Below are 8377 nucleotides of genomic sequence, written 5' to 3' on the forward strand. Positions count from 1 at the left end.
GGCTATTTCTAGCCCGTCCGGCGTTTGAGGACCGGGGTCTGGGGCGCCCCGCGTAGGGATCAGACCGCGATCGCGACCTCCGCGAGGCCGCCCTGTTGGGCGACGACCGTACGGTCAGCGGTGCCCCCCGGCACGAGGGCCCGCACCGTCCACGTGCCCTCGGCCGCGTAGAACCGGAACTGCCCGGTGGCGGAGGTCGGGACCTCCGCGGTGAACTCGCCGGTCGAGTCGAGCAGCCGCACGTAACCGGTGACGGGCTCGCCGTCGCGGGTCACCTGGCCCTGGATCGTGGTCTCACCGGGCTTGATCGTCGAAGCGTCGGGGCCGCCGGCCTTGGCTCCACACATGCGTATCTCCTAGGGAAGGAAGAAGAGGGAAGGTCCGGGCCTGCTACTTGCCCGCGCCGAGCTCGATCGGCACGCCCACGAGGGAGCCGTACTCGGTCCAGGAGCCGTCGTAGTTCTTGACGTTCTCGACGCCGAGCAGCTCGTGCAGGACGAACCAGGTCAGGGCCGAGCGCTCGCCGATGCGGCAGTACGCGATGGTGTCCTTGGCGAGGTCCACCTGCTCGTCCGCGTACAGCTTCTTCAGGTCCTCGTCGGACTTGAAGGTGCCGTCGTCGTTGGCGTTCTTCGACCAGGGGATGTTGCGGGCGCTCGGCACGTGGCCGGGGCGCTGCGACTGCTCCTGGGGCAGGTGGGCCGGGGCGAGCAGCTTGCCGGAGAACTCGTCGGGCGAGCGGACGTCGACCAGGTTCTGGTTGCCGATGGCGGCGACCACGTCGTCGCGGAAGGCGCGGATCGAGGTGTCCTGGGGCTTGGCCTTGTACGACGTCTCGGCGCGCTGCGGCACCTGGGAGCCGTCGACCAGGTCGCGGGAGTCGAGCTCCCACTTCTTGCGGCCGCCGTCGAGGAGCTTCACGTCCTGGTGGCCGTAGAGCTTGAAGTACCAGAAGGCGTACGACGCGAACCAGTTGTTGTTGCCGCCGTAGAGGACGACGGTCGAGTCGTTGGCGATGCCCTTGCCGGAGAGCAGCTTCTCGAAGCCCTCCTGGTCGATGAAGTCGCGGCGGACCGGGTCCTGGAGGTCCTTGGTCCAGTCGATCCGGATCGCGTTCTTGATGTGGTTCTTGTCGTACGCCGAGGTGTCCTCGTCCACCTCGACGATGACGACCTTCGGGTCGTCGATGTGGGCCTCGACCCAGTCGGCGTCTACCAGGACGTCGCTGCGGCTCATGCTTCTTCTCCTCCGGGGCAGGTGCGGCGGGGACGGTGCGGTTCTCGCGGGGCACGTACGGATACGCGGGGAGGCGTCGGCGTACGCGGAGCGGCCGGGTGACCTTCGGCTCGGCCGAGGCGGTCAACGGGCCCGGGGATCACGGGAGTTGGAAGTCCCGCTCAAAGAGTGCGACAGAGCATGGCGGCGACGCGGCACAGGTCCACTGCCCGCCGCTTCGTGAGGTCCGCCTGTCGGTGCATGGGTCCGATCGTAGGGACGCGGAGGCGGCCGTGTCACCGGTGTGTCGGATGGTGAGACGATTTCGTTCAGAATGTGAGCGGGTGGGGGGATTCCGGCCAGCTCGGGGGCACGGGGGGCCGGTGGCGGGCGGGCCCGACCGCTCCTGGCATCTGAGGGGCGGACGCCTCCGTCTCGTACTACGGACAGTCGCGGGGCCGGAGGCGGCGCGCCGGTCCGGTCAGTTGACGAGGCTCACATTCTCGCCCTTGACCGCCACGTCCACGCCGTCCGGCGCCGCCTGCACGGTGTCGAGCCTGATGCCGCCGGGCAGGTCGGTGACCTTCTCCTCGAAGTCCGTGACGTCGCGGACCAGGCCCTCGGGGAGCGGGACGCTGACGCCGAGGACGTCGAGCTTGTCCGGGATCTTGTCGGCGTGCACCTTGATGGCGTCACCCTCGACGGTGACCGTGCCCAGGACGTCCACGGGCTTGGGCAGCTTCGTGCCGCCCTTGCTCACCTCGACCGAGATCTTGATCTTGCCGTCGCCGCCGTCGGAGAGGCCGACGACCTTGCCGGTGGCGCCGAGCGGCAGCTGGACCGGCTCGGCCTGGGCGGACCTGAGCAGCTCGTCGTAGGAGATCCGGGCGACGCCCGCGGCCCGGTCGGCGGTCGCGGAGCTGTAGTCGCTGGAGAAGTCGACGCCGTGCATGGTGGCGCTGAGGTCGGCGACGCGGATGGTGTCGCCGTCGGACTTGGCGTCGTAGTCCTTGATCCCGATCTCCACGTCGTCGAGCTTGCCGCCGAGGAACTGCGTCAGGAACGGGAAGCCCTTGATCGACACGTCGGGCGTGCTGCTGAGCCCCTCCTGCGCCTTCAGCTTCTCGGCCGCCTCGTCCTCCGCGTAGGACACCGCGAACCGGTCGGCCGCGACGAAGAGGCCGCCGAGGACCACGACGACGATCAGGAGGATGCGTATCGCGCGCTTGCTCATGCCTGGTGTTCCCCGTTCCCCCGCCTCACGTGTTCGATGCCGCGAGCCTAAAGGACGGATCCCCGGCCGCGACGTGCGGCCGGGGATCCGTCGAACAACTGTGACGATCGGGGCGTATGCGTACGAGAGGTACGCATGGCGCCTGTCGGTCAGCCGAGGGCGCGTCCCATCAGATACACGGCGGGCGCCGCGGCCGCGAGCGGCAGGGCGACCCCGGCCGTGAAGTGGACGAACCGCGACGGGTAGTCGTAGCTGGCCACGCGGTGCCCGACGACACCGCACACGCCCGCGGCCAGCCCGAGCAGCGCGCCCTTGCTGCCGTAGTCCGTCGTGCCGCCGACCGCGATCCCCGCGCCGGCCGCCGCGAGCAGCGCCACGACGACGGACGCGGGCGTCGGCAGCGGCAGCGCGCGGGCGAGCACGGCCGCCGCGACGGCGAGCGCGCCGACGGTGACCGCCTCGTGCGCGGCGGCGAGGTGCCCGGCCGTGATGATCGCGAGCGCGCTGGACGCGACGGTCGCCATCAGGCCGTACATCCGCTCGTCGGCGCCCGCGCGGCTGCGCAGCTGGAGCACCAGGACGAGCAGCACCCAGACGCCGAGCGTGCCGAGGATGGCCGCCGGTGCCTTGCCCTCGCCGGTGGCGAGCAGCGCGACGTCGGCGACGACACCGCCCAGGAACGCGAGCGCGATGCCCTGCCGGGCGGGCCACATCCCGTTCAGCCGGAACCAGCCGGCGGCGGTCACGGCCTGGAGGATCACCAGCGGCACGAGCAGCGCGTACTGCCCGACCGCGGCACCCGCCGCGAGCAGCAGGCCGAGGACCGCGGTGAGCGCGGCAGGCTGCATCCCCGGCTCGATGATCGGCGACCGCCCCTCGGCCCGGGCCCGCTGCGCGTCGGTGACACGAGCGTTCCCGGTGGTGGTGGCGGGCCCGTAGGAGGGCTCGGGTTCGGGGGCGGGTTCCGGGGTGTACGCCACGGGTGCCGCTCCGTCTGTGGGCGGCTGGTCCGCCCAGAGGGCGGAACGGGCGGGCACAGACCCATCCGACGGTTCCTGGTAGTACGCGGGACCCGGCTGCCCCCCGGACCAGTCGGACGCCGGTGCCTGCGGCGGCAAGTACGCGGTCTCGGTGACGTCCACCGCAGGCACAGGCGGCTGGACCTGCGTCTCCCAGGTCTGCCCCTCCCACTGCTGGGTGTGCCCCTGCTGCTCCGCATAGGGGTCCTGGTAACCCCACTGCTGGGCAGCCGGCGGCTCGGGCTGCGGCGCCTGCTGCTGATACGGGTCATAGGGGTCGTACCCCTGATATCCCTGCTGACCTTGGTACCCGTGGTACCCCTGGTGCGGCTGGTCGCTCAAGTCATCCTCCTGCGAACGGCGGGAGCACCTCGACCGTGCCGCCCTCGGCCAGGCGTACCGTCTCATGCGCGCGCGTGCCCACGGGGTCGCCGTCGACGAGGAACGAGCAGCGGAGCAGGACCCGCTCCAGTTCCCCGGGGTGCCGCGCGCGGGCCGCGCTCAGCGCGTCGGCCAGCGTGGCCTCGGCGTACGGCTCCTCGGCGATGCCCGCGGCGGCCTTGGCCGCGGCCCAGTACCTGATGGTGCCCTTCACCATGCGTCGCCCCTCCTCCCTGTCGTCACACGTCGTTCGGCTCATTCGGCGGTTGCCGACGTCCATGATGCCGTGGCCCACTCGGCGATCCGCGCCAGAAGCGCGTCGTCCGCCGCGTGCTCGGCGTGCCCCATGCCCGGTTCCAGCCACAGCTCCGCGGCGCCGTCCGCGGCGGCGGCCAGCATGCGCGGGTGGTCCAGGGGAAAGTACGGGTCCCGGTCGCCGTGGACGATCAGGAGCGGCGTCGGCGCGAGCAGCGGCACGGCCTCCGTCGGCGACAGCGGCACCGGGTCCCACTCGCGCGCATGGATACGGGTCCGCAGGCCGAGCCGCCCGACGACCCGCCCCGCGGGCCGCGTGACCAGCCAGTGGAGGCGGCGCATGGGCGCCGTGCCGCGGTAGAACCAGCGGGCCGGGGCACTGACCGCCACCACCGCGTCCACCCGCGCTTCCGTGCGCCCCCTGTGCAACGCCGCGTGCCGCAGGACCACCGAGCCGCCCATGGAGAAGCCGACCGTCACCACGCGCGCGTGCCCGAGCGAGCGCGCCCAGGCGACCGCGGCCGCCAGGTCGAGCACCTCGCGGTCGCCGACCGTGGACCGCCCGCCGGACTCCCCGTGCCCCCGGAACGAGAACGTGATCACGGCCGCACGCTGCGCGAAGACCCCCGCCGCCCGCCGCACGTGCGGCCGCGCGCGGTCCCCGGTGAAGCCGTGCGCCAGCACGATCGCGGGCCCGCCGACGGGCCCGGGACCGGGGTCGTACGCGGCGTCGATGCGTACCCCGTCCGCCGTACGGAGAGTGGTACGCAGCGTGGCGCCCCGCTGAACGCGCGTGATCGGAGGCACAGAAGATCGCGCCGTTTGACCTGCCGGACGGGAACTCATGTGGGCTATTCTGCTGCGCAGAGGATCCGGGCAGCGCAGCCCCCGGGTCCTTTCGTGCTTTACGCGGCTTTTGACTTCGTCAACCTTCGTCAACGAAGTCTCAAGAACGGCGAGCACGGACACCTCGCAGGGCGTGGAGGTGTAGGTGTAAACGTACGAAGCAGTACGAGCCGGTACGAAGCAGTACCCACTCCCCCAAGCTCTCAGCTACGTTCGAGCAGGGGGTGCCCCCTCCGCACGGGACCGAGGAGGAACCGACGTAATGGGCGAGCGAAACGTGCACGAAAGTCCGACGACCAGGACGCCGAACCGGGCAGGTGGGGCGCGATGAGCTCGCTGCTGCTCCTGACCAACGCCCTCCAGCCGTCGACGGAGGTGCTCCCCGCCCTCGGCCTGCTCCTGCACAACGTGCGTGTGGCCCCCGCCGAGGGCCCCGCCCTCGTCGACACCCCGGGCGCCGACGTCATCCTCATCGACGGCCGCCGCGACCTGCCGCAGGTCCGCAGCCTGTGCCAGCTGCTCCGCTCCACGGGACCCGGCTGTCCGCTGGTGCTCGTGGTGACGGAGGGCGGCCTCGCCGCGGTCACCGCGGACTGGGGCATCGACGACGTCCTCCTGGACACCGCGGGCCCCGCCGAGGTCGAGGCGCGCCTGCGCCTGGCCATGGGCCGCAAGGAGATCAGCGCCGACGACTCCCCCATGGAGATCCGCAACGGCGACCTCTCCGTGGACGAGGCGACGTACAGCGCGAAGCTGAAGGGCCGGGTCCTCGACCTGACCTTCAAGGAGTTCGAGCTGCTCAAGTACCTCGCGCAGCACCCGGGCCGAGTCTTCACGCGCGCCCAGCTGCTCCAGGAGGTCTGGGGGTACGACTACTTCGGCGGCACGCGGACGGTCGACGTGCACGTGCGCCGCCTGCGGGCCAAGCTCGGCGTCGAGCACGAGTCGCTCATCGGCACCGTGCGGAACGTGGGCTACCGCTTCGTCGTGCCGGAGAAGGTCGACCGCGCCGCCGACGAGGAGAAGGTCAAGGCCGCGACCCCCAGGGCCGATGCCCCCTCCGGGCGCCCCGTCCGCTCTGCCGCGGCCAGGCCCGCTTCCCCGTCCGCTTCCCCGTCCCCGTCCGCGCCCTCGTCCCCGTCGAAGGAAGCCGTCGCACGCCCTGCTCAGGGCTGACTCCATCCGCGTAGACTGCGCGCGTGGCCAAGGTGACGCGGGACGATGTGGCGCGACTGGCGGGTACTTCGACCGCGGTCGTGAGCTACGTCATCAACAACGGACCCCGGCCGGTCGCCCCGGCCACGCGCGAGCGTGTCCTCGCCGCGATCAAGGAACTGGGCTACCGCCCCGACCGGGTCGCCCAGGCCATGGCCTCCCGCCGCACGGACCTCATAGGCATGATCGTGCCGGACGCGCGGCAGCCGTTCTTCGCCGAGATGACGCACGCCGTCGAACAGGCGGCCGTCGAGCGCGGAAAGATGGTCCTCGTCGGCAACGCCGACTACGTCGAGGAGCGTGAGACGCACTACCTCCGCGCCTTCCTCGGCATGCGGGTCTCCGGCCTGATCCTGGTCAGCCACGGCCTGAGCGACCAGGCCGCCGCGGAGATCGACGCCTGGGACGCCCGCGTGGTGCTCCTGCACGAGCGGCCCGAGGGCATCGACGACGTCGCCGTCGTCACCGACGACATCGGCGGCGCCCAGCTCGCCACCCGGCACCTCCTCGAGCACGGCCACGAGTACGTCGCCTGCGTCGGCGGCATGGCCGAGACCCCGACCGTCGGCGACCCCGTCTCCGACCACGTCGAGGGCTGGCGGCGCGCGATGCGCGAGGCCGGGCGTTCGGTGGCGGGCCGGCTCTTCGAGGCCCCCTACAACCGCTACGACGCCTATGAGATCGCCCTCGGCTTCCTCTCCGGGCCCGACCGGCCCACCGCGATCTTCTGCTCCACCGACGACCAGGCCATCGGCGTCCTGCGGGCCGCGCGCGAGCTGCGCATCGACGTGCCCGGCGAGCTGGCCGTGGCCGGCTTCGACGACGTGAAGGAGGCGGGCCTGACGGACCCGCCGCTCACCACGGTCGCCTCCGACCGGCCCGCGATGGCGCGCGCCGCGGTCGACCTGGTCCTGGACGACGGCCTGCGGGTCGCGGGCTCGCGGCGCGAGCGCCTGAAGGTCTTTCCGTCGCGGCTCGTGGTGCGGCGGTCCTGCGGCTGCGGCTGACGCCGCGCCAGCGCGGGCGGGGCTCACGCCGGGGACTTGTCCGGCGGGAACTTATGTGGGGCGAACGCCGTTTTCGGGGGGTTTTCAGGGGCGGCTCAGGGCGTTCTCATGTACGGGGACGACGCTCGGGGACATGACAGAACCCTTCCGCCAGAACGGCGAGCACCCGCAGAACGGCGAGTACCCCGCGCCTCCCGCCTACGCCCCGCACCCGGCGCCCGCGCCCGGGCCCGCGCCCGACAGGCGTCGGGTCAAGCGCCCCGTCGCCCTGCTCGCCGCCGTCGCGCTCGCCGCCGCGGCCGTCGGCGGCGGCACCGCGTACGCCGTACAGTCCCTGACCGGCGGCAACGGCTCCGACGGGGCCAGGAACGTCAACGGCACCAGCGTCTCCGCGGGCAGCAAGGGCACCGTCTCCGGTGTCGCGGAGGCCGTGACCCCCAGCATCGTGGAGATCAACGCCACGACCAACGCGGGCAAGTCCACCGGCTCGGGCGTGATCATCACGTCCGACGGCGAGATCGTCACCAACAACCACGTGATCTCCGGCGCCACGGCCATCTCCGTGCGGACCAGCGACGGCAAGACGTACAGCGCGAAGACCGTCGGTACGGACAGCAAGAAGGATCTGGCGCTGATCAAGCTGGAGGGCGCGTCCGGGCTCCGGGCCGCGAACCTCGGGAACTCCGACGGCGTCAAGGTCGGCGACGAGGTCGTCGCGATCGGCTCGCCCGAGGGCCTGACCGGCACCGTCACCAGCGGCATCATCTCCGCGCTCGACCGGGACGTGACCGTGTCGGCGGATCCCGGCAAGGGGCAGGAGCAGCCGGGTCAGGGGCAGGGGCAGGGGCAGGGCGGTGGGGGCTGGCCGTTCGAGTTCGGGGGGCAGGAGTTCAACGGGGACACCGGGTCTTCGAAGACGACGTACAAGGCGTTGCAGACCGATGCCTCGCTCAATCCCGGGAACTCCGGGGGTGCGCTCATCGACATGAACGGGAATGTCGTCGGGATCAACTCCGCGATGTACTCGCCGAGTTCGGCGGGTTCGTCCGACTCCGGCAGTGTGGGGCTCGGCTTCGCCATTCCCATCAATACGGTGAAGGCGGACTTGGGGGAGCTGCGGTCGGGTGCCAACGGCTGAGCCCTCGCGGGTGGCGCCCCAGACCCGCCCCTTCCCGAAACTAGGGGCTCCGCCCCTAGGACCCCTT

General features: G+C 71.8%; 10 protein-coding genes. 3 read left to right on the plus strand and 7 right to left on the minus strand.

All coding sequences use genetic code 11. The features are described from left to right. Positions 1 to 59 precede the first annotated feature (59 nt). The 7 genes from ACFWZ5_RS42940 to ACFWZ5_RS42970 all read right to left on the minus strand — a co-directional run bounded on the left by ACFWZ5_RS42940 (position 60) and on the right by ACFWZ5_RS42970 (position 4950). Positions 60 to 347, minus strand: coding sequence for a DUF1416 domain-containing protein (locus tag ACFWZ5_RS42940; protein WP_004986406.1), 288 nt, complete (start codon positions 345 to 347; stop codon positions 60 to 62). 43 nt (positions 348 to 390) lie between these two features. Next, entirely contained in the window at positions 391 to 1236 is an 846-nt protein-coding gene (locus tag ACFWZ5_RS42945) for a sulfurtransferase (protein ID WP_384806748.1), read from the minus strand. Between the two features lie 161 nt (positions 1237 to 1397). Then, complete coding sequence (locus ACFWZ5_RS42950; RefSeq protein ID WP_352321565.1) at positions 1398 to 1478, minus strand: putative leader peptide; 81 nt, start codon at positions 1476 to 1478, stop codon at positions 1398 to 1400. A 218-nt stretch (positions 1479 to 1696) separates the two neighbouring features. After that, complete coding sequence (locus ACFWZ5_RS42955; RefSeq protein WP_384806746.1) at positions 1697 to 2449, minus strand: DUF2993 domain-containing protein; 753 nt, start codon at positions 2447 to 2449, stop codon at positions 1697 to 1699. Positions 2450 to 2598: 149 nt separating this feature from the next. Then, positions 2599 to 3810 carry a hypothetical protein gene (locus tag ACFWZ5_RS42960; RefSeq protein WP_384805808.1) on the minus strand — a complete coding sequence of 404 codons (1212 nt, stop codon included), beginning with the start codon at positions 3808 to 3810 and terminating at the stop codon, positions 2599 to 2601. Position 3811: 1 nt separating this feature from the next. After that, positions 3812 to 4066, minus strand: coding sequence for a MoaD/ThiS family protein (locus tag ACFWZ5_RS42965; RefSeq protein WP_384805810.1), 255 nt, complete (start codon positions 4064 to 4066; stop codon positions 3812 to 3814). A gap of 38 nt (positions 4067 to 4104) precedes the next feature. Next, positions 4105 to 4950, minus strand: a complete 846-nt coding sequence (locus ACFWZ5_RS42970; protein ID WP_384805812.1) for an alpha/beta hydrolase — start codon at positions 4948 to 4950, stop codon at positions 4105 to 4107. Between the two features lie 327 nt (positions 4951 to 5277). Between ACFWZ5_RS42970 and ACFWZ5_RS42975 the strand changes: the two genes are divergently transcribed. The 3 genes from ACFWZ5_RS42975 to ACFWZ5_RS42985 all read left to right on the plus strand — a co-directional run bounded on the left by ACFWZ5_RS42975 (position 5278) and on the right by ACFWZ5_RS42985 (position 8310). Further along, the gene (locus ACFWZ5_RS42975; RefSeq protein WP_384805814.1) at positions 5278 to 6126 is read left to right on the plus strand and encodes a winged-helix domain-containing protein; all 849 of its coding nucleotides are present in this window, start codon (positions 5278 to 5280) and stop codon (positions 6124 to 6126) included. Positions 6127 to 6149: 23 nt separating this feature from the next. Beyond that, positions 6150 to 7172: a LacI family DNA-binding transcriptional regulator gene (locus tag ACFWZ5_RS42980; RefSeq protein WP_384805816.1), complete on the plus strand. Its 1023-nt coding sequence runs from the start codon at positions 6150 to 6152 to the stop codon at positions 7170 to 7172. A gap of 133 nt (positions 7173 to 7305) precedes the next feature. Continuing rightward, on the plus strand, positions 7306 to 8310 hold the full coding sequence (locus tag ACFWZ5_RS42985; RefSeq protein ID WP_384805818.1) for a S1C family serine protease: 1005 nt from the start codon (positions 7306 to 7308) through the stop codon (positions 8308 to 8310). Positions 8311 to 8377 lie beyond the last annotated feature (67 nt).

The organism is Streptomyces sp. NPDC059003 (assembly GCF_042740445.1).
In the GTDB taxonomy this organism is placed as follows: domain Bacteria; phylum Actinomycetota; class Actinomycetes; order Streptomycetales; family Streptomycetaceae; genus Streptomyces.

What these genes read in the sequence shown, in the direction of transcription:
- ACFWZ5_RS42940 (WP_004986406.1), bottom strand. Translation starts at nt 347, where the DNA reads ATGTGTGGAGCCAAGGCCGGCGGCCCCGACGCTTCGACGATCAAGCCC.
- ACFWZ5_RS42945 (WP_384806748.1), bottom strand. Translation starts at nt 1,236, where the DNA reads ATGAGCCGCAGCGACGTCCTGGTAGACGCCGACTGGGTCGAGGCCCAC.
- ACFWZ5_RS42950 (WP_352321565.1), bottom strand. Translation starts at nt 1,478, where the DNA reads ATGCACCGACAGGCGGACCTCACGAAGCGGCGGGCAGTGGACCTGTGC.
- ACFWZ5_RS42955 (WP_384806746.1), bottom strand. Translation starts at nt 2,449, where the DNA reads ATGAGCAAGCGCGCGATACGCATCCTCCTGATCGTCGTCGTGGTCCTC.
- ACFWZ5_RS42965 (WP_384805810.1), bottom strand. Translation starts at nt 4,066, where the DNA reads ATGGTGAAGGGCACCATCAGGTACTGGGCCGCGGCCAAGGCCGCCGCG.
- ACFWZ5_RS42970 (WP_384805812.1), bottom strand. Translation starts at nt 4,950, where the DNA reads ATGAGTTCCCGTCCGGCAGGTCAAACGGCGCGATCTTCTGTGCCTCCG.
- ACFWZ5_RS42975 (WP_384805814.1), top strand. Translation starts at nt 5,278, where the DNA reads ATGAGCTCGCTGCTGCTCCTGACCAACGCCCTCCAGCCGTCGACGGAG.
- ACFWZ5_RS42985 (WP_384805818.1), top strand. Translation starts at nt 7,306, where the DNA reads ATGACAGAACCCTTCCGCCAGAACGGCGAGCACCCGCAGAACGGCGAG.